This window comes from Haloarcula sp. MBLA0138, assembly GCF_055632455.1.
On sequence record NZ_CM145746.1, the window covers coordinates 305026 to 326090 of the forward strand.

General features: G+C 62.4%; 15 protein-coding genes and 1 pseudogene. 4 read left to right on the top strand and 12 right to left on the bottom strand.

All coding sequences use genetic code 11. The features are described 5' to 3' along the window. The 3 genes from ACV7JO_RS01590 to ACV7JO_RS01600 all read right to left on the bottom strand — a co-directional run bounded on the left by ACV7JO_RS01590 (position 1) and on the right by ACV7JO_RS01600 (position 3874). Positions 1-1326, bottom strand: coding sequence for a glycosyltransferase family 2 protein (locus tag ACV7JO_RS01590; protein WP_470354593.1), 1326 nt, complete (start codon positions 1324-1326; stop codon positions 1-3). Positions 1327-1427: 101 nt separating this feature from the next. Continuing rightward, on the bottom strand, positions 1428-2435 hold the full coding sequence (locus ACV7JO_RS01595) for a DUF1616 domain-containing protein (protein ID WP_470354594.1): 1008 nt from the start codon (positions 2433-2435) through the stop codon (positions 1428-1430). An 83-nt stretch (positions 2436-2518) separates the two neighbouring features. After that, positions 2519-3874 (bottom strand): Gfo/Idh/MocA family protein, encoded by a 1356-nt coding sequence (locus tag ACV7JO_RS01600; RefSeq protein ID WP_470354595.1) that lies wholly within the window; start codon positions 3872-3874, stop codon positions 2519-2521. 139 nt (positions 3875-4013) lie between these two features. Between ACV7JO_RS01600 and ACV7JO_RS01605 the strand changes: the two genes are divergently transcribed. Both ACV7JO_RS01605 and ACV7JO_RS01610 read left to right on the top strand, forming a co-directional pair. Then, a complete protein-coding gene (locus ACV7JO_RS01605; RefSeq protein WP_470354596.1) occupies positions 4014-4913 on the top strand; it encodes a glycosyltransferase family 2 protein in 900 nt (299 codons plus the stop codon). A gap of 174 nt (positions 4914-5087) precedes the next feature. Next, entirely contained in the window at positions 5088-5984 is an 897-nt protein-coding gene (locus tag ACV7JO_RS01610; RefSeq protein WP_470354597.1) for a hypothetical protein, read from the top strand. A 1-nt stretch (position 5985) separates the two neighbouring features. Here the strand turns inward: ACV7JO_RS01610 and ACV7JO_RS01615 are convergent, their stop codons facing one another. Continuing rightward, positions 5986-7293 (bottom strand): sulfatase-like hydrolase/transferase, encoded by a 1308-nt coding sequence (locus tag ACV7JO_RS01615; RefSeq protein ID WP_470354598.1) that lies wholly within the window; start codon positions 7291-7293, stop codon positions 5986-5988. Between the two features lie 181 nt (positions 7294-7474). Between ACV7JO_RS01615 and ACV7JO_RS01620 the strand changes: the two genes are divergently transcribed. Then, the gene (locus ACV7JO_RS01620; RefSeq protein ID WP_470354599.1) at positions 7475-8728 is read left to right on the top strand and encodes a capsular polysaccharide export protein, LipB/KpsS family; all 1254 of its coding nucleotides are present in this window, start codon (positions 7475-7477) and stop codon (positions 8726-8728) included. On the opposite strand, the gene ACV7JO_RS01625 is transcribed toward ACV7JO_RS01620, so the two are convergent. The 6 genes from ACV7JO_RS01625 to kdsB are packed head-to-tail and all read right to left on the bottom strand — an operon-like array spanning position 8715 to position 15338. Beyond that, a complete protein-coding gene (locus ACV7JO_RS01625) occupies positions 8715-10223 on the bottom strand; it encodes an oligosaccharide flippase family protein (protein ID WP_470354600.1) in 1509 nt (502 codons plus the stop codon). The genes ACV7JO_RS01620 and ACV7JO_RS01625 overlap by 14 nt on opposite strands. A 36-nt stretch (positions 10224-10259) precedes the next feature. Beyond that, positions 10260-11378 (bottom strand): glycosyltransferase, encoded by a 1119-nt coding sequence (locus ACV7JO_RS01630; protein WP_470354601.1) that lies wholly within the window; start codon positions 11376-11378, stop codon positions 10260-10262. A gap of 15 nt (positions 11379-11393) precedes the next feature. Further along, positions 11394-12353, bottom strand: coding sequence for a hypothetical protein (locus tag ACV7JO_RS01635; protein WP_470354602.1), 960 nt, complete (start codon positions 12351-12353; stop codon positions 11394-11396). A 45-nt stretch (positions 12354-12398) separates the two neighbouring features. After that, entirely contained in the window at positions 12399-13352 is a 954-nt protein-coding gene (locus tag ACV7JO_RS01640) for a KpsF/GutQ family sugar-phosphate isomerase (RefSeq protein WP_470354603.1), read from the bottom strand. Continuing rightward, positions 13345-14166, bottom strand: a complete 822-nt coding sequence (gene kdsA / locus ACV7JO_RS01645; protein WP_470354604.1) for a 3-deoxy-8-phosphooctulonate synthase — start codon at positions 14164-14166, stop codon at positions 13345-13347. Before kdsA ends, ACV7JO_RS01640 begins: the two co-directional genes overlap by 8 nt. After that, complete coding sequence (gene kdsB, locus ACV7JO_RS01650) at positions 14163-15338, bottom strand: 3-deoxy-manno-octulosonate cytidylyltransferase (protein WP_470354605.1); 1176 nt, start codon at positions 15336-15338, stop codon at positions 14163-14165. The genes kdsA and kdsB overlap by 4 nt, the downstream gene beginning before the upstream one ends. A gap of 100 nt (positions 15339-15438) precedes the next feature. Here kdsB and ACV7JO_RS01655 point away from each other — a divergent pair, with 100 nt between their 5' ends. Then, positions 15439-18435, top strand: a complete 2997-nt coding sequence (locus ACV7JO_RS01655) for a LamG-like jellyroll fold domain-containing protein (RefSeq protein ID WP_470354606.1) — start codon at positions 15439-15441, stop codon at positions 18433-18435. 63 nt (positions 18436-18498) lie between these two features. Here ACV7JO_RS01655 and ACV7JO_RS01660 read toward each other — a convergent pair. Beyond that, positions 18499-19176: pseudogene (locus ACV7JO_RS01660) on the bottom strand (IS6 family transposase). A 62-nt stretch (positions 19177-19238) separates the two neighbouring features. Further along, positions 19239-21023 carry a hypothetical protein gene (locus ACV7JO_RS01665; RefSeq protein ID WP_470354607.1) on the bottom strand — a complete coding sequence of 595 codons (1785 nt, stop codon included), beginning with the start codon at positions 21021-21023 and terminating at the stop codon, positions 19239-19241. Between the last annotated feature and the right edge of the window lie 42 nt (positions 21024-21065).

Below are 21065 nucleotides of genomic sequence, written 5' to 3' on the forward strand. Positions count from 1 at the left end.
CTACTGTTGCTGCCCCTCGATGTGATATTGGTTCAGCGAGTGCAAAACGACGGAGGTGAAACAGGCGAACACGCCGACGAGGACGAACGCGGTCGAGACGACGGCGATTCCCAACGGGAACGTCCCGCTGTTGATGTAGTTGACGACGGTCCAGTACGTGAACCCAAACCCGATGACGATACTCGTCAGTCCGGGGAGTCCGACGGCCGTAATCGGGCGGTCCCGCTCGATTGTCCTGAGGATGTTGTGCAGAAGCGAGAAACCGTGCGTGACCGGGTGGATGCTGTTGGCGTCCTCGACGTCGTAGCTCACATTCGTCCCAACCTCGGCGATGTCGTAGCCGCGGTCTCTCGCGTGGTGGAGGATGTCGGTACTCGCGGACATCCCCTCCCCCACGGTATCGTCTCCCGCCAAGGTCGAAATCGCCTCCCGCTCGTAGGACCGGAACCCGCTCTGTGTATCCCGGATTCGGGACTCGTCGCCGTTGCTGCCGAGGCTGATGTTCGTCAGCCGGTTCACCACCCAGAGACCGGCCCGGCGGTACGTCGGGATGTCGGTGTCGGAGTCGTCCGTGAACCGACTACCGATCACTATCTCGGCGTCGCGTTCGGCGTGTGTCTCGACGAGTTGCGGGATGTCCGAGGGGTCATGTTGGCCGTCGGCGTCCATCACGATGAGGTGCTGTACGTGCAGTCGGTCGGCCTCGGTAAACGCCGTCTTCAGCGCCGCACCGTACCCGCGGTTCACGTCGTGTTCGACGACCAGCGCGCCGGCTTGGTCGGCCAGCGCCGCTGTCTCGTCGTCGCTCCCGTCGTCGACGACGAGGACCTCGTCCGCGTACTGGCGTGCCGCCGAGACGACTTCCTGTATCGTCCCGGCCTCGTTGTACGCCGGGATACCGACGACGGTACGGCCGGCGTCCTCGTCGGTTTTGGCGGCCTGTGGAACCGCCTCGACACCGTACTGCCCGTCTTTGAGCGCTTCCCAACTCGCCTCGTAGTCTATCCGTTCACACGCCTCGGACTGGAAGACGATACCGCCGAACGAGCGCGCTCTCGCTGCCGCCGCAAGTTCGTGCCGGAGCGACTGGACATCCGGCCGTTCTTCGGAGGGATCGATGACTGTCGCCCCCGCCTGTCTGGCGAGTTCCAGTGCGTCGAGATCGGGGTCGCCCCTGTGTCCGACGAACGCCTCGTGGCCGTGTTGTTGGGCACGGAGTACGGTCCGCGCGACGCTATCCGCGTTGCCTTCCATCGCAACGATACCGACAGCCAGTTCTTCGTGACGCGGCGTGGCGTCGTATCGCTCGTCGAGGCGTTCCGTCATATGTCTGTCCCCTGACTATTCGGTGGCTGTCCCGGCCAACCGACGTTCGAGCGATACATTGCGGAAAAACAGTCATATAGTTTACGATTGTCCACACTCACTCACGCTCCAGTGACGTTCAGCCAGAGGTGCAACTCGTCGTCGGCGTTCGCCATTGTCGTCTCCGCCGGCGGGTCGCCGTGGTACAGCAGGTACACGAGGCGGGTCTGGTCGCCGGGCGTCGACGGTGTGACCGAGTGCGAGCGCGTCCACGTGTCCCCCACCGAGACGGTCGCGTCGAACCGGTGTAACCGCTCCGCCGACAGCAGTGTGGCGTTCGCGTCACGGCCGCTCAACCGCTGTAGCTCGACGACAACGGTGTAGTCGACGGATTGGCCCTCGCGGTTCGTGAGCGCGACTACTAGCTGCTCCGACTGACCGACCGTGAGGTTCTGGGAGTATTCGTCCATGAGCTGTTCCCCGTCATCCGTCTCGCTGAGGAGATAGAACTCCGTGAACTGCTCGCCGTCCGCCGGTACTGCGATGCCGTAGGTCAGTGCCGCGACGACGCAGATGACGCTGACGGCGAGGGCGACGTTTGCGAGGCGCTCCGGGCTCGTCGTCGCGTCGCGCTGACGTGGGAACAGCGACGACCGGACGGCGACGAAGGGGTTCCGGTACCGGTCCCCAGCGGGCAGCGACCGCTGTCGGAGGTACGCGGCGACGAGACAGCCGATAGTGAGCGCGTCCAGCAGGACGACGGTGCTGGCGACGCTGAACTGGAGGCCCGCCGAACTGATGAGTAGTCCGACAAGCGGGAGGAACGCGATGCTAGTCCCGAACGCGAAGACGAGACGTTCGACCGGTTCGAGGCCGCTCCCCGCGTCGAGGAGGTTCCCTGTCGTCTCTCCGTCGCTGGTCCGTCCCGGAAACAGCGCAGCCGCGAACGCGTATCCGGGGACGAACAGCGCGAACCCCAGTCCGAAGACTGTCTGTAGCGATGTCCCAGCTATTGGTGGGACGTACACGGCACCGTTCGCCGCGAGGGCGAACAGCACCACGGCCCAGAGGTCGCCGGAGACGTTCCGGGCCCAACTGGGAAGCAACAAGCCCACCCGCTCCGTGTCCATCGCCAGACTGTTCCGGCCGCGAGATAAAAAGGAGCGCGGTTCGTCCCGTCCTGCTCGTCGGCGGAGCGTCTCGGAGACGGGACCTATTCGCTGACGGCGGGGTTTCGGAGCAGTTCGCTCTGTCGCTCGCGTTGCCAGTCCCCACGGGTGAAATCCGGGAACTCGACGGGCGTGCCACCGCCCTTGACGGACTGTGCCGACAGCGGACTGACGACCGACCACGTCGCCGCGTCGTAGACGTCCATGTCGAGCGGACGGCCGTTGTTCAACGCGTCGAAGAGACGGTACATCTCAAGGAAGTCGATGCCGCCGTGGCCGCCGTATTCCTCGGCGACCGACCGCATCTCGGTCCACAGCGCGTGGCTGTACTCCTCGTAGTAGGCTTGGTACCCGTCCGAACCGAGCCAGTCGTGGGTGTCGTTTTCGCCTTTCACCGAGAGTTTGCTCGGGAATCCGCGGTGGTACGCCTGCGTCCCGGCGAGCGTGTTCAGGCGGCTGTACGGGCGGTGCGTGACGACGTCATGCTGGAGATTGATGAGCCGCCCTTTCTTCGTTTTGATAAGCGACATGTTCATGTCGCCGTGGACGAAGTCGTCGCTCCCGTAGAACGGGTTCGACTCGCTCACCGTCTCGGCGTGTTGCGTGAGCGACGTCTCCGGGCTACTCATACTGATGATGTAGTCGAACTGGTCGCCCCTGAGGATGTCCATGTACATCGCGACCGGGCCGAGACCGTGTGTCGGGTACAGGTTCCCCCGCCTGTCGACGTGGTTCTTGAGCCGCCACCACCTGTAGTGATAGCCGCTGAACAGGTTGTCGATGATGTTGTGGAGATAGCCCGCTTCGGCGAACGTCAACTCCCCGAAGACGCCGTCGTCGACCATGTTCAACAGCCAGAGCTCTTCCTCACCGTACACGACGTTTTCCAGCATCATGCAGTGTCGCTGGGTCTCCTCGGCCGTCTCGACGAGGTCCCAGCACTCCTCGACTGTGGTGGCGGCCGGGACTTCGACCGCGACGTGGTGCCCTTCCTCCATGGCCCGGACGCACATCGGCGCGTGGGTCTTCCAATCGGTGAAGACGAAGACGAGGTCCAAGTCCTCGCGTGCCACCAACTCCCGCCACGACCCTTCACCGACGTATGTGTCCGGGTCTTGGCCGTTGTTCGAGAAGTACGAGTGGACCGCTTCGACGCGTTCGGGACGGAGGTCACAGATCGCGTCGACCACGCCCTTGTCGGGGTACATCGCTTGGATGAGCCGCGTCAGTCTCGTTCCACGATTGCCCAGCCCGATAATGCCGACGCGGACCGGCTTGATGGGGTCGTCGGCCAGTCCCATCACCGATTCCCGTTCGGTGTTGTCTACCGACCCCGGCGCGGCACACCCGGCCAGCGCGGACCCGGCGACGACGCCCTTGACGTAATCCCGCCGTTTCATTGTCGCTCTCAAACGGATGGGGAAACTTAACGATGCTCCTCCGCGCTCCCCGGTACGCCCTCGGCCACGCTCGATACTTGGGGAGACCTATCATCTGTCGGTTCGACACATTTAGTAGAGCGTGTCGGGACTTCACCCTATGGCCGATGTCGCGCTCGGTGTCAAGGTTCTCTCCCGGACCGACAAACTGGAGTCGCTTCTCGAATCCATCGACGGCACCGATATCGAAACGGCGTACGTCGCCGACGGGGGCGAACTGACGGAGGCCAAGGAGGCGCTCTACGCCCGCGAGTTCACATTCGACCTGACTATCCTCGACTTGGAGTACGACTCCGGACTGGCCTACGGCCGCAACCGAATCGTCGACGAACTCACCGAGGACTTCCTCCTGTTGGTCGACAGCGACATGACCGTCCCGGCGAACTACCCCCTCCTCCGCGAGCAACTCGAAGCCAGACCGGACCTCGGTGGCGTCTGCGGAATGCTACTCGAAGACGGCCGTATCCGGGTCAAGTGTCAGGACCTCTATGAAGACGGTGACCGCTGCGTTTGGGAGGTCCGCGAGACCAAGACTGTCCAGTCCGTCGCGGACGCACCGCTCGTCGAGTTCGACCTGATCGAGAACGCGGGGATGTTCAAGCGCGACTGTCTCGAAGACCAACGGTGGGACTCGCAGTTCAAAATACAGTGGGAACACGAGGACTTCTACCTGAGCCACAGTCGGAACACGGAGTGGTCGTTCGGTCTGTGTCCGCAGGTCTACTTCAGACACTTCCCGGGTGGTGACCGGAACTATCAGGAGATGCGGGCCGGTCAGGACCGCATCGACACGGCCCGCGAACAGTTCTTGGAGAAGTGGGACCTCGAAGCGGTCGAAAAGCAACCCGAGAACTGGATCGACACGTACGGGCACGGGTATCCGAAACCCCCACTCACCGAGCAGGCCCGCAACGTGTACGACGAGCACGGTGCGGTCGAACTGCTGACTCGTAGCGTCTTGTACACAAAGCGCGGACTCTGGTCGGCGATTCGGGGCTGACCCGTCCGACGACGCACCCTCGCGGACGGCTAAACGGACGTAGACGGCTTCTGTGGCCACCTCGTACACGGTACTGTGTAGTGGTGTATCCGCTCACGTGTCCACGTCCCGGTCAGGAATCACCCAACACTTTATACCGTACTTCGTAAACGAATTCAGTACGACGACCCGCTTATGTACTCTATAGCACAGTTGAGTCGCGGGCTGAAAGACCCCGAACTCGTCGCCGAAGAGGGACTCCGCCTCCTCCGGTCTGGGTATACGTGGTATCAGCGTGGGGTCCGTGGCCGGACCGGCATCCAAGTCATGGAGGAAGATTGGGACACGCTTCTGATTCTCGACGGCTGCCGGTACGACCTGTTCGAGAACCACCACAACCTCAAGGGAACACTCGAGTCCCGTATCTCCGCCGGGTCGAGCACCAAAGAGTTCCTCTTCAAGAACTTCGAAGACCGGACCTGTCCTGATACGGTCTACGTCTCTGCGAACCCGCAACTGGAGCGGTGGAATATGTGCCACCGCTTCCATGACACGCTGAAGCTGTGGGAGTCCGACTGGGACGATGAGCACGACACCGTGCTCCCGGACCGCGTCGCGGAACGAGCGCTCGAAGCAAACAAGCGGTACCCCAACAAGCGTCTCATCGTCCACTTCATCCAGCCTCACTACCCGTTCGTCGGCGAAACCGGCGCAGGCATCGAACAGGAGGGGCTCGGCGACGACGAATACGACAAGATCTGGATGCAACTGAAAAACGGGACCGTCGACTTGGAGACGATCTGGAAAGCATATCGTGAGAATCTCCAGCTTAGCTTACCCCACGTTTCGGAATTGCTCTCGGAACTCGACGGGAAGACCGTCGTGACTTCCGACCACGGGAACGCGACCGGTAGATTGGGAGCGTACGGCCACCCTCCCGGGACGTACCTCCAGTCGCTCGTCCGGGTTCCGTGGCTCGTCGCCGACACTGACGACCGACGGATAGTCGAGGCCGGAGGGACCCAAGACGCGACAGCCGACGACGGGTCCGCGGACGTGAAAGAGCGCCTCGAACACCTCGGGTACCGATAACCTACAGATAGCCGAGGTCCTCCAACCGCTTTTGCATCTCGCCTTCTTCCTCAGCCGAGTACGCGCCGGTGCTGTCCTCGCCGTCGGTGATAATCTCGTCAAGTCGCCGTTCGAGTCGGTCGGCCGTCTCCGACTCTTTCTCGACTATATTGGTCCGCTCCTCCGGGTCCTCCGTGAGGTCGAACAATTGTCGCAGGTTCCGCTCGCGGCCGCGGACGAACTTGTACCCTTCGTAGCGGATGCCGTCGAGCCAGTTCGACTCCGACCGCAGTACTTCACCACACGCCCGGAGGTACGCAGGTCGATGCTCTATCTCGTCCGTCAGCAGCGACTGCCCCTCCACCGAGGGGGGTTCCAGTCCAGCGGCCGACGCCAGCGTCGGGAAGATGTCGACATGTCTGACCTGCTCGTCAACGACCTGTCCTGCGCCGATGTTCCCACCCAACAACGCGAACGGGACATTGACGAGGAAGTCGTAGACGTGGTAGCCGTGCCCGATGTACTTGAGTCCGGTCGGACACGGTGATGGGACGTAGGTCCGGAGAGCGTTGTGGACGTTTTCCGTTTCGATACCTGACGGCCGACACACGTTATCGAACAGCCACGTCCGAGCGTCACGAAGCGATTTCGACGGTCGGGGATACCGCGGACTGTTCGACAGCAACGCTAACTGCTGCCGTCTCGACCCCGTCGAGATACTCTCGCCGTGGTCACCGGTGAGTGCAACGACTGTCTCGTCCGTGTCCACGACATCCAGCAACTCTTCGAGTCGCTCCGCCAGCCCGCGAACGCTGGCCCGGTATGGGAGTTCGTCGTCGCCAACGTCTGGCGGCAAGTCCTTCCCGACGTGAACCTCCCAGAGGTGGAGGTAGGTGAACCATGGACCGCTCTGCTCGCCGAGCGACGTTTTGAACTCGTCCCACCAGTCCGTGTAGACCGTCCGTTCCGGTTCCCGGTAGTCGAATTGGTCGAAGCCAGTGTCGAGGCCGGTCTCCTCGGTTATCGGTCCGCACGTGTGTGCAACAGTCGTGTACCCCGCCGATTGGAAGTATTCCGCCAACGTCTCGACATCGTCTTTGAGCTTGAAGTCGGTCAGCGATTGGATACCGTGTTCGAAGGGATACTCCCCGGTCATCAGACTGGCTACCGCGGGCGACGTGGTGGACGCGGTGGATATCATCTCCGGAAAGCACGTCCCTTCCTCCCGAAACGTAGTGAAGAGATCGATGTCGCGTCCGAACTGACCCAGCGAGAAGTCACTCCGCAGACAGTCGACACAGATGAACAAGACGTTCTTTGGGGTACCCATACTGACTACAGTCCCGAGCACGTTTGAGTGCTTTTCTCTTTCCGCATCCTCCTCACAGTGAACGGAACCCGAGGAAAAGTCGACAGCGAGGTACTATGTCGGTCCCCGGTTGGCACTCCCACGGCGGCACCCGTCCCGCGATACATAGCTTTCATGTGGCAACCCCGCGCTGACGTTCAACATGAACGTCGCGCTCGCGGACATCCGACACCCCTCTCTGAGTTCTCTGTGGTACAATCTGGCCGCCAACCTCCGCGAGAACGGCCACTCGGTCTACGTCTTCGAGCCGCGCCGGTACTTCGTGCGGTTTCTCGACAAGCACGGCGCGGAAACGAACGTCGTCCGGTTCGATGACGGTGACCGACGCTCGCTCCCCGATCGGTCCGACAGCTACGTGACACAGTTCAACCGCGACCACCTCGGCCGAGACGAGGCGGCCATCGAACGGGAATACGGCGGGTACGTGGCCGCGTTGGACCGGTTCGATATCGACCTCGCGGTGTTCTGGAACGAAGTCGACGTCGGCGTCTCGGCCGCGGCCGAGCGCGATATCCCGCGGCTCCACATGGAGAACGGCTACCTCCCCGACACCATTCAGGTGGACGAGCAGGGCGTGAACTGCCGGTCGACCGTCGCCGACCTGACGTACGACGAGGTCGTCGATATCGCCCCCGTCTGGGGCGACACCGACGGCATCAACACGCGGGTACACCCGACGAGCGACATGACGCTCGCCGACCGGGGTCGATGCATGCTCTACTCCCCGGTCGACCCGACCGCGTGGCAGCACACGAAGAACACGATAGCGGACCTGCTGACGGCCGTCCGTCGTCAGCAGACGGTTCCCGGGGACGACACCCTCCCGGACGACCCGTACCTCTTCGTCCCGTTTCAGGTCGAGTCGGACACGCAGGTCACGTACAACGCCGAGTACGTCGACACGATGGCCGATTTCCTCCGGCTCGCCACGAGGGCGCGGGACGACGTCGCCCCCGGTCTCGACATCGTCGTCAAAGAACACCCCTCGGATGTCGGGAAGGTCAGGCACCGTTCGCTCCGACAGGCCTACCCCGATGTGACGTGGCTCAAGGACTACCCGATAGACGAGGTCATCGACAACGCGGCGGTCACGATGACGATAAACAGCAGCGTCGGGTTTCAGGCCCTCGCCGCGGAGCAACCGGTCGTCACGCTCGGTCGAGCGCTGTATAACAACCACCCCCACGTGTCCCACGCGCCCGCTCCCGATGAGGTACCGGCCGCGCTTGACGCGGCGACGACGGCAGACATCGCCTCCGAACGGATCGACAGGTACGTCTCCGCGGTCCGCGAGAACGTCTTCGTCGACGGCGGTACTCGGGGGTTCACCGAACGGACGCTCGCACGACTGGTCGGCGCCGCTCAGCGCGCGGCCACCGAGGCTACGTCGGCATAGAGACCCCGACCCGGTCCGCGAACTCCGCGAGGACCTCCCGGTCGTGTGCGGTCACTCCGCCCAGCAGGTACAGTACGCCCAGATACGTCACGAGGACGCCCACCGGCAGACTGACTGCCAGTATGAGAGTCCCCTCCAACAACCTCGTCAACAGGAGAGCAGTCCCCGTCGCGGGCACGCCGGCCAACAGCACCGGGACGTACGTCCGAGTGTACGGGTGAATCCCCCTGATGATTCGGATTTCGGCGAGCGCCAGTCCGCCCCCTATCGCCATGCTCGCAGCCGTTCCGACGGCTGCACCGACGATGCCGAGCCACGGTACCAAGACGACGTTGAGAACCGCGTTTGTCACGACGGTGACGACGGTGTTGATCGAGACGAGTCGGGTTCGTCCCGTCCCCTCGAGAATCACACCCGTCGGGCCGGCCGCAGTGTTCAGTAGGACCCCGAGCCCGATGACCGAGACGACGGTCGCCGCCGTGGTGTACTGCGCCGAAAAGAACAGCGTGAGGTACGGCCGTGGGACCGCGATGAGCGTTATTGCGGCCGGAATCGTACACAGCAACACCCACCGGGTCACGAGGCTGTACTGCCGGCGGAGGGCCTGCGTGTCTCCCCGCACTTCGGCCACCATCGGCTTCAGTATCGGGAGCATAGAGGAGACGAAGATGAGGAGCGTGTTCCCGAGTACGAAGCCAACTCTGTACACCGCGACGTCCGCGGAGGCGAGGAAGTACCCGATGACGAAATAGTCGATGTGACCGATGACGGCTTGCAGGGTTCCGGCGAAGGCCAGCGGTAGCGCGTACGTCAATAGGCCTCGACTGTCCGGCCCGGCCCGGGTCGTCTCCGGGAGACCGACCCACTCGATACCGCGGTACACCAACAGGAACATCAACGCGAGGACGCCGGTGACCGCTATCAGGTGGCCGGCGACGAGGGCGCGAAGTTCCCACCCGACGTAGAGAAGCGACCCGACGGCACCGATTCGCAGGAGCGGGTACGCGACGTTCTGTGTGACGACGACGTATCGGAGGTCTTTGATGCTCTTGAACACGGCGACCACCGAACTCATCGTCCCCTCAGCCAACAACAGTAGCGCCAACAGCGGGAACACGCCCACGAGCCTCGGCTGACTGAACAGCGTGGCCAGCTGCTCCCGGGCGATCACGATACCGACGGCACCGACGATCAGACTGAGAAGCGAGATGCCGCCGGCCTTGAGCAACACGTTCCGCGCGCCCTCGTAGTCGCCGTCCTGCAACAACTGCGGGACGAAGTAGTCGATAGATTGGTCCAGACTCAGGTTAGCGACCTCTTTGACGAACAGGACAATAGAGAGCCCGAGCGTGTAGATGCCGAACGTGGACTGTGTCGTCAGGCGGGTCACCATCGCCAGAAAGACGAGGCCGAGCCCTTTCCCGATGAACCGCCCGAGAAGCTTGATGCTCCCTTGGGACGCCAAGAGGTAGGCCTCGGAACGCTCCTCACCCATGCGTTGTTGCATCCTCTACCGGAGGAACGGTTAACACTATCGAGAGACGGCGGCGTTCCCACCGCACGAACCGGTCACCCGTCGGTAACACTCGACGTGGTGCTCGGCGACGTGTGCGGCCGTGTTCACGTCCCGAAACGACCGCATTTCGTCTCTCAGCGCTGTCCGCCGCTCCTTGTCGGTGAGCAGTTCCCTGACGGTCCCGCCGAACGCCTCGGTGTCGGACGGGTCGGCCGTGGCGACGCAGTCCCACTGGGCGGCCAACTCCTCGAAGTACGAGCAGTCGCTGGCGACGACGACACATCCGTAGGCGACACACCAGTTGAAGATGCCGCTCTGGCCGACCCTGTTGACGAAGTAGCCGTCGTCCGGTTCGAGGTACGGCAGCGCGACGATGTCCGCCGCCGCGAACGCCGCGTGGAACCGCCGGTCGTCGAGGCGACCAGTGATACTCACGTTGTCCGGCGCGCTAGCCTGTAGCGACGCTGTGTAGTCCTCGTCACCCGGCCCGCCCGCGAGGAGGAACTCGGTTTCCGGGGCCTGTTCCGCGACGGTGACGGTGACGTGACACCCCTTCCGCGGGAGGAGATACCCCGGTTCGACGACGAGCGTGTCCGTCGGCGCGTAGCCGAACTCGCTTTTCGCCGATTCTCGGTCGATGTCGCGGGTCGCGTCGGTCGGCACCCCGTGCGGGATTCGTTCCACGTCGTTCGGGGCTATCCACCCCTCGAAACGCCGCTGGACCCCGTCCGAGAGGAACACGAGCGTCGTCGCCGTCGCGACCAGCAGCGTGTTGAGCGCCGTGAGGTAGGTCCCCGCGAGCGGCGGCGCGTCGTCGGTGACGAGGTCCGCGTTGAGCGCTTCGTGGACCGTCACCACGACCGGGAACCCGCGCACCTTTGCGACCAGAAACAGCGCCGGAAAGAACAGCCAACTCATGAGGCTCAGCGGTCCGAACAGGCCGTACTCGTGTTGGATGTGTGCAACGTCCGGGTCGGCGCGGAGGAGCCGCCAGACCGGGCGGAGATAGGTCACCGGGTTCGCGCTCTCGGGATCGTACGTGACCGGCTGTACGCTACAGCCGTCCATGTCGGACAGAAACTCGTCGGCGTACGTACCGATGCCGTTGGACCCGTCGCCCGGTGGAGTGACCATCGCGACCCGCATCTGCTACGTCTTGTACCCGAGCGAACGGAGGCGTTCGTCTATCGTGTCCCTCTCGGCGGCAGACTCGCTGTCGGTCACTCGGCTCGTCGCGTCGGTTATCTCGCGCCGGCTCCCCGGTTCCAGTTCACACCACGGAACGTCGACGAGCGCCGGAATCCGGACGCCGGTTCCGTGACCGAATATCCGGGACGGAAACGGACTGGCTCGCTCACCGAACGCGTTGCCGTGGTCGGACGTGAGAACCGACTTTCCACCCATCTCGTCGGCCAAATCGGTGGCGACGGGCAACACCCGAAGGAGATTACTGCGGTACGCCTCCCAGACCGTCTCGTGATCGACTTCGCCCCGCTTGAGCTGTTCCCAGACGAATCGCTCGTCCGGGACCGATTCTCCCATCGCACGGTTGCGCGCGATAGTGTACCCCGAGTCGTCGTTGAGGCGCTTCTCACCGATAAACGGGTGATGTGGCTGCATGAAGTGGACGATAAAGCGCTTGTCGGGGTACCGCTCTAACAGCGACAGCGTCCGCTCCATCATCGTCTCCGGTTCGACCGTTTCGAGGTCGTCGTTCCACCCGTCGCGCCAGACGTGCTCTACGTGTGCGAACTCGCAGTCGATCGTCGTCTCGACGAACGGGTTCGCGGTCACGTACACCGTGTCCGGATAGGCGTCCTCGGTGAAGTTCTCGGCCAGAAACTCCGGGGACCCTGTCCCCCGGGACTCCACTCGCCGGAGCGTTCCCTCATCGGGCAGCCGCGGGGACGCCGCCTCCTCGAAGAGGTCGTAGCGGCAGCCGTCGAGGATGAGGAGGTTGTCCCAGTCGGCCTCCATCACGTACATGCCGTCGTTGGTACCGAACGTCTCGTGGTACCCACCGGCGACGAACGAGTTGAACAGCCGTCCCCACCACTCCTGCCGTCGCCAGTTGTCCCGCACAGCTCGGATAGCGTAGGGGATGTCCATGGGGTCAGTATCCGAAGGAGCGATAAAAAACGCGTGTTTCCGCCCTCATTTGAGCCCTTCTTGGAGGATATCGTGCATGTGGACGACGCCGCTGAAGCCGCCGTCTTCGTCGACCACGACGACCTGCGTGATGTTGTTGTCCTCGAGGACGTTGAGGGCCTTTATGGCCGAGGCGTCCGGACGGACCGTCACCGGGTCCGCCGTCATCACCTCGCTCGCGGTCCGGTCGTGAAGGTCGGTCCCGGACTCGATGAGCCGCCGGATGTCGCCGTCGGTGACGACACCGACCAACTCGCCGTCGTCGACGACCGTCGCGATGCCTTTCCCGCCGCGACTCATCTTGACCGTCGCCAGCGCCACTGTCTCCTCGGGGGAGACAGGCGGGACGTCCGTGTACATGATGTCGTCGACGGTCAACAGGAGCTGTTTCCCGATAGTCCCCGCCGGATGGTAGTGTGCGAAGTCGTTCTGGTCGAAGTCCTTCAGTTCCATCAGCGCGTTCCCGATTGCGTCACCGACGACGAGCGTCACCGTCGCACTGGCCATGGGAACGAGTTCGACTACCGACCCCTCGGCTTCGACGCGCGTGTCGATGTGGTGGTCCGCGTACGTCGCCAGTTTGGACCCCGAGTCGCTGGTGATTGCGATGCTCATCGGGTCGACGTGTTCCATCGCGGACACTAGCTCGACCATCTCGTCCGTGTTTCCGCTGTTGGATATCAACACGATGGTATCGTCTCCTCTGAGGGAACCGATGTCCCCGTGGAGCGCTTCGCCGGGATGCAGGAAAAACGAGGGAACGCCGATACTCGAGAACGTCGACGACATCTTCTCGGCGATGTCGCCCGACTTGCCCATCCCCGAGAAGACGACCCGCCCCTCGCGCTCGTGAATCTCCTCGGCCGTCCGCCGTATCTCCCGTATCGTCGCCTCGTTTCGCAGCGACTGGATGGCGTTGGCCTGTCGCTCGAACGTCTCCGCGATGATGTCGTCAGTCATCCTTGACTACGCGGTCGATCGCCAGCAGTCGGTCGATGTGTTCCCGGAACTGCTGGAGACTGAGTTGGGTCGCGGCGTCGCACTTCGCCTCCGATGGCTGGTGATGGACTTCGGCGAAGACGCCGGCGACGCCGACCGCGAGGGCGGCGCGTGCCAACGGGAGCGCGAAGCGCCTGTCGCCGCCGGTCGCGTCGCCTTTCGCGCCCGGCCGCTGAACCGAGTGTGTCGCGTCGAGGACGACGGGGTTCCCGATGTCTTTCATCATTTCGAGGTTCCGCATGTCGACGACGAGGTTGTTGTACCCGAACATCGACCCCCGCTCACACAGCATGACTTTCTCGTTGCCCGTCGACTCAACCTTCCGGACGACGTTGGTCATCTCCTCGGCCGACAGGAACTGCCCTTTCTTCACGTGGAGGGGCTTCCCGGTCTCGCCCGCCGCGACGACCAAGTCTGTCTGCCGGGACAGAAACGCCGGTATCTGAAGGACGTCGACGACCTCGCCGGCCCGAGTCGCTTGTTCGGGCGAGTGAACGTCGGTCAGTACCGGCAGTCCGAAGTCTTCCTTGATACCCTCCAGAATTTCCAGTCCGCGTTCGATACCCGGGCCGCGGTACGAGTCGATAGACGACCGATTGGCCTTGTCGTAGGAGGACTTGAATATCAGGTCAACCCCGCGGTCGTCACAGATCTGCTTGAGTTCCCTCGCCATCCGGCGTGCGTGGTCCTCGGACTCGATGACACACGGACCGGCGATCAGAAAGAGCGGCGCGTCGTTCCCGACGTCGAAGTCGTCGATGTTGATGGTCATCATTCGCTGTTCCTGAGTATCTCTTCGACAGTGGCTATATCGTCTTTTATGTTAACCTCTTTGCTGTCGTAATCGACCGTGACCGTCTGTATCGGAACGCCGTTCTCGAGCAGTCGCAGTTGTTCGAGGTCCTCCGTCGACTCCAGCGCCGACTCCATCTCGACGTACCGCTGGAGCAGTCCGGTGTCGAACGCGTAGAGGCCGATGTGTTTGAACGTGTTCTCGACGCTCCCGTCGGAGGGAATCCGCGACCGTGAGAAGTACAGGGCCCGTCCCTCGTCGTCGACCACGACTTTGACGGTGTTGGGGTCGTCCAGTTCCGCCTCCTCGGCGACCGGCGTTATCGGCGTACACATACGGACATCCGGCGCTGTCACGCCGCGGACGGCGCTGTCGATGACCGACGGGTCGATGAGTGGTTCATCGCCCTGCACGTTCACCGTTACGTCGAAGTCGCGCTCCGCGGCGACCGCTGCGACTCGCTCGGTTCCGCTGCCGTGGTCGCTCGATGTCATCGCTGCGTTCCCGCCGAAGGACTCGACGCACTCGACGATGCGCTCGTCGTCGGTCGCGACGACGAGTTCGTCCAGTTCGGTTGCCTGCGACGCGCGTTCGTACACTCGCTGTACCATCGGCTTTCCCGCGATGTCAACGAGAGGCTTCCCCGGCAAGCGGGTCGACCCGTACCGCGCCGGGATGACGCCCAAGACCCCCGTTTCGGCGCGCTCGAACCGTCCGAGGAGTTCTCGGAGGACGCCGTCGCCGCCGGCCCGGTCGGTGACGATATCGGCCTCGGCCCGTGCCTCGGGTGCGCCGTCGGCCGGCGCTGCGCTCAACCCGACCACCGACATGGCTTCCGCGTCGCTCCTGTCGTCGCCGACGTAACACGTCTCGTCGGGGTCAACGTCGAGTTCGGACATGACCTCACGGACTCTCTGTGGCTTGTCTGTCACCCCTTGGTGGACGTGTTCGATGCCCAGTTCGGCAGCTCGGTGGGCCACGATGTCCGACTCCCGCCCCGTCACGATGGCGACGTGGGTCTCCCCGTTCGCCCACGCGGCGAGACTCGCGCCGTCTTTCACGTCGAAGGACTTGTACAGTTCACCGCTGCCCGAGATGTTTATCCGACCGTCGGTCAGCACCCCGTCGACGTCGGTGACAACGAGACGAATCACGGACTCGTACTACACCGACGACCCACTATAATACTGCGGGGACGGCCGCGTCGGTGCCAGTGACGATGCATTTAATACCGTCACCCCCGCCCCGACAGACATGGATGACGTTCGGGAGACCGTCACCGCCCTCCTGTCGGAGAAACCCGAACTCGAAAGCGCGATACGCGATGTCTTGGAAGTCGACCGGACACAGCAAACGTGGGATTTCGACGATATCGGCGTCGACTCCGGAACCTTCGGTGAACTCGTTTCCAGCGGCGTCGTCGCGGAGGCCGAGACCGGCTACCGGGTCTCGGACCGGGAGGCAGTGCTGGCTGCCTTGGACGGCGACCAGCCGACCGATACCGGTTCCCACCGGTCGTTCGACCTCCGCACGACGCTTGCTCGCTCTGTCCCACCGGTCGCGCGCACCGAGTTACTGGCGCTTTCCGGGCTCCTCGTTTTCGTCTTTCTGGTCCGTACCGTGACGATGTACCCGGCGGTGTTCCGGAACGGCAATATCGTCCTCGCCGGGAACGACCCGTACTTCTACCGGTACTGGCTCGATACCCTCGCCGGGGGCCAACTGTCCCCGTTCAGCGTCGCCGACCTCTCGGCACTTCCCGACGGCGTCGCCAACCACGACGTGTTGCTCGTCGTCTCGCTGTGGGCCATCGGCACTGTCCTCGGCGGGACACAGGGCGCAATGGGTGCCGTTCTCGCGTGGTACCCCGTCTGTGCCGGCGTCGCTACCGCCGCGGTCGTCTATCTCGTCGCCCGCAACGTCACCGGTGACCGACGAGTCGCGATAGCGTCGGTCGCGCTTCTCTCGGTGATTCCGACCCACGCTTTTCGGACGGCCCTCGGGTTCGGCGACCACTCCGCGCTCGGCTACCTCTGGCTCGCGGTCACCGTCCTCGGTATCACGCTGCTCGCGGACACCGAACCGCCAGAACGGATTCGAGCGGCGGTCGACGCGAAAGTGGTCGGCTACGGAGCGGTTCTGGTCCTCGGGGTCGTCGGCTCCATTCTGTCGTGGCGGGGCTCACCTCTCCTCGTCGCACCGCTCGGACTGTACGTCCTCCTCCGTGTCGCGGGCGGCGTCGCGAACGAGAGGGGAACCGTTCGCAGCACGGTCCCGTTTCTGTTCGCCTTCGGGGTGTCGGCGGCGATCACGCTCCTGATACATGTCCTCTTGGGGTGGTTACCGCTGTACCGGGCGATAGCCCCGCTCTTCGTTTTCACCGGCAGCGTCTTCGTCGTCGGACTCGGGGCGCTCGCTCGCCGCTACGACCGCTCCTCGGCGGTCGTCTTCGCCGGGTCCGGGGCCGCGGGCCTGCTGACGCTCGTCATTTTCCAGCGTTACTTCCCCGACCTCTGGAACACCGTTCTCCGCTTCGTCGGGTACTTTCAGCGCTACGGAGCCAGCAACGTCGCCGAGACGACATCGCTGTTCGGCTCCGACATCGGGAGCGTCTTCGGACCGCTGCTCATCATCGGGTTCCCGATACTCCTCGCGCTTCCAGTGATGGCTCGGACGTCGGTGACCGCCTACCGAACACACGACCCGGCGTGGTTGGCGCTCGGTGCCTACGCGTGGTACTTTCTCCTCTTCTCGGTCCTCCAGATACGGTTCGCCGCGCACCTCTCGGTCGTGCTGTCAGTGTTCGCCGGCGCCGGGTTCGTCGCGCTCGCTGACCGCTTGGATATCACGGCCCCGCTCGACTTGTTCGGCGACGAGGGTCCCACGACGGCCGAACTACGCCTCCCGGACCGGTCGACGGCGCTATCGGCCGTCTTCCTGTTCCTCTTGGTTTCGAGCTTCGGGTTCGTGCAGACGCCGGTCAAGATGAGCCAGATAGCGACCGACGAGTCGACCTATCAGACCGCCACGTGGATCGACGAGTACGCCGAGACACAGAACGTTACGTATCCGGAGAACTACGTGTTCAGTTCGTGGGGGCAAAACCGAGTCTACAACTACTTCGTCAGCGGCGAGTCCCAGAACTACAACTATGCGCGGAACTACTACGGTCGCTTCGCCGCGTCGTCGGACCCCACCGACTGGTATCGCCGAATCTCACACCGGGTCCGGTTCGTCGTCGTCGACAGCGCTGGTGACGACTACCCGGACTCGTCCACACAGGTCCGACTAGGTCAGCACTACGGGAGTGCGACGGCGGCCACCGACGGGGTCTCCCACTACCGGGCCCTCTACGCTGGGCAGGAACAGACGGTGTTCTCTCTCGTACCCGGGGCCGTCGTCACCGGGTCGGGACCGGCCAACGAGACGGTCCGCGTTCGGACGAACGTCTCGATAGAGGGTGCCGACTTCGAGTACACTCGCACGGCGACGACGACGATGAACGGCCGCTACGCCGTCACCGTTCCCTACACCGGCCGGTACGGGGACACGGTCGCCACCGAGTCCGACGTCGTTGACGGCGAATTCGTCGCCGAACGCCGGCCGACCGCGTACTGGTCGTTCGACGAGGGGCGTGGCGACGTTCTGTTCGACGAACGCGGCGGGAACCACGGACGCGTTCACGGCGCGTCGTGGACCGACGGGGTTTCGGGCCGCGCGCTGGCCTTCGACGGTGACGAGTACGTCCGTGTCGAGAACTCCAGTCGGTTGAACCCGGACACTGGCGACGGTATGACGCTCTCTGTCTGGGTCCGGACGCGCCCGTCCGTCGACTACGTCAACAACACCGCGTTCCCGCGAATCGTCTCCAAGGCCGAACGCTCGCCGTTCCGCGAGACCGACGGCTATCAGATAGCTATGGCGAACGGACGCGCGACCGGAATGGTTGGTAACGGCTCTTCGGTTATCAGAGCCAACGGCCCCCGTATCGACGATGGCGAGTGGCATCAGTTGGTTCTCGTTGCGAACCGGACGCACCTCCGGTTCTACGTCGATGGCGCAGTCGCCGGGCAGCGCCGCCGTGGCACGTTGCCGAACAGTGACGAACCGCTCGTCGTCGGTGGTGTGGCCGACCAGACCGCACGGTTCCGAGGGACGATTGACGAGGTTCGTTACCGACCGACAACGGTCACTAACGAGACAGTGCGGGGATGGTACAACGAGTCGATGGCTACTGAAGCGGCGGGGTAGCGAAAGCCGCGTTTCAACAGACATTTAGTATAAAATTTGTATCATTATACCACAAGAGACTATCTAGTTCTGAATGACCTCCGTTGGCGTTTTGCCGTTGAGCGCTTGGTTGGGCCGTTCGTGGTTATAGTGGTGTCTGAAGCATTGTAGCCACTGTTTCGCGCTGGATTGACTGCCCCGTCAGAAGGTGTGAGAGCGGTCGATTCGCATGGTTACAGTCTGAAACCACTTTTCGATGTGGTTTCGGATTCGATGGTCGAGCCGACCGTTCAAACCGTGACGTAAGAGGGCAGCAAATACCCATTAACGTCGACGAGAAACACTACATCGGCAACATCGTGTTTCTGCGTGAGCCGATGAAGGAACGCTACCGCGGGGTCAGTCCCGCGGCGGCTGAACACGTCAACTTCGAGCAGCAACTTTGACTCGGTGTCGACAGCGGCGTACAACCGCTTCTTTTCGCCGTCAACCTCAACTTGTTTCTCGTCGACCGCAACCCGCGACGGCACTGCCATCGGCGGGTCGCTCTGTGCTTCAGAACGTATGTACCCAGTTCCAGACCGCTCCGTGAGAACGGTCGATACCCAACAGATCTAAGATAGCGACCGTCTCCCTGATCGATAGTCCCGCCGAATGGAGACGGACTCCAAATCGTCGGACGGGTGTCGGGGTGCGCTCGTTCTCCCAAACGTCTCGACTGTCCTCCTCTAACGTTTATCTGAGCAGGTCTGCGAGTTCCATGAACAGTTCTCGCTACACTCTGCTCTCTTCTCAATCCTTCAACTAGACCGTGCCTATCACAGCTATACGTAGTACACGTTGAAGCCACCGTTCGAGTACACTTGGCTGTGCTCTCTATGTAGGTACTCGAAGTCATCGTCTGACAGCCAGTAACCGTTCCCGATCTCGGTGAGTCGGTACCGGTCTGCCTCCGACACTGGCACCAGTCTCGATCCGTCCGAATCGTTCTGTAGACTTTGATTAGCGAAATGCTGCGGGACAGTCGGGACCTCGTTGTTGACCTTTTGGTCGCTGCTAAATTTCCCATAAATCGCGTGTTGGTACCTATAGACTCTGTTTCGGACCCCAGTGAACTCCGTGTCGCCGTTTACGTGTTTGAACACAGTCTCGTACCCTTGGTACGACGATTCTGTCACATGCTGCGAGTCCTTGTAGATATACGGCGAAGGGTGGAAACTCAGTGCCGATACGAGGAGTAAGACGACGACGATACCGCTCAACGACGGTCGACCGATATTTGGCCGCGTGCAGTCGACGATTCGGTCGAGGGCAACAGCGCCGAGTATTGTAGTAAACACCATCACTGCCCCTTGGAATCGGAACCACACTTTCCCGATGGCTACCCACAGGACGAAGTACCCTACCACCACGAAGAAGCCGATCACGACCGGATCGAACCGTCGAGCGTCTAGCCCTATATCTATCCCGAACGTCTCAGCGTCGGGAAGCCGGTCACTTCTCGAAAGGAGATACACCACAATCAGCAGTCCACCGAAGATCACGAACATGAAGTCTGTCGAGAATTCGCGTAGAAACAGATTCACGACCGTCGCCGCTCCCCTGTTCCCGCCACTGGCACTGGCAGAGGAAGCACTTGATATGCCTTGGAACACTAACTGCTCTATAACGTACACCAGATTATAGAGAACACCGATGAGACGTCCTTGGAACGCTACTTTGTTTGCCGACCAAAGGAAGAATGCGGCCACGGGAAAGAGCGTCGTCAAGTAGATCGGTCGTCGAGACCGCCACGCGAGTACGATTGTCGCCGTCAACAGGAACGCGGTGAGAGTAGTGAACTGCCGTGGGTGAAACAGGAGCGATGCGACGAGGACCAGTCCTACAGCGATTTTCAGAGCGCTGGCCCGCGTGTCGAACAACTTGAACGCCAGCCACAACACGAACGGAGAGAACAGGACGGCAACGCTGGAGGCGTGTGGAAAGAGGTGTGTCCCAAAGTGGTTAACGGGCAGCACAAGGCCGGCAGAGACTACCGCAATCGGAAACGCCTGTGACGACCTCAACAATTGTTTCAGGAGCAACGCCATCGACAACACGTACAGAACCGTGATGAAGAAGACAGTGAGCAGTTGCGCACGCCTGAGTGGAAAACCAGTAAGTTGCGTGAGAAAGACTGAGATGGCATGCATTCCCGGATATGGATAACTCGGCGACGCGTACCTCAGTCCTCCCTGCAAGAGGGCTCTCGCGTACCCTAAGTGAGATAGCCCATCGCTCGCGCCAACGTAGAAATACGACCTGAGAAGCGGTAATCCCGCAACAACTGCGACGAGCAGCCCAAGAAGCAGGCCCGACAGATATCTGACTTTTCCGTCTGTATACACGGTGACAACAGCGCTGAAGGCAAGGAGTCCAAGTATCGCATACAGGGAAGACTGTGGTATCGACCAAACGAAGCCGGGTTGGTATCCTCGCGTCGGCGTTATGGAAAACGAGACGATGAGCACAGAAAGTCCGAGGTATGCCCCGGCCAAGAGCAACTTCTGTCCTATCGGCGTCCGGTGGCATACGACGAGTTCATGTAGTGACGGTGTCCGGACGCTCATAACTCCATTTAGAACTATCCTACTACACGCATATTATTAACC